The 240-nt window shown below is 59.2% G+C and carries 1 protein-coding gene; it reads left to right on the top strand.

The features are described 5' to 3' along the window. Positions 1–240 (top strand): DUF1329 domain-containing protein (locus SB816_RS34640; RefSeq protein ID WP_410548579.1); only part of this gene is annotated, 240 nt, incomplete at both ends.

Here is a 240-nt window from a genome sequence, read left to right as displayed (position 1 = left end):
GGTCCGCGAACTACCCGGACTGGGTGAACCAAAACAGCGTCGCGAATGCTACCCGCTGCAAGACAATCGAGAATGGCTTAGCAGTTGAAGGCTGCTTCGGCGGCGTACCGTTCCCAATTCCCAAGCCGGGCAACGAGGTCGTCTGGAACGCCTTGTTGCACTTCAAGGGCGGCTCCAACATCACCAAGGGTGAAGGTTGGTACGTCGATGCCAGAGGCAATCGCGTGCTGACCGGGGGTA

Source organism: Achromobacter sp. SIMBA_011 (genome assembly GCF_046535435.1).
Lineage (GTDB): Bacteria > Pseudomonadota > Gammaproteobacteria > Burkholderiales > Burkholderiaceae_B > Achromobacter > Achromobacter dolens.
This window is presented reverse-complemented; position numbering and strand designations above follow the sequence as displayed.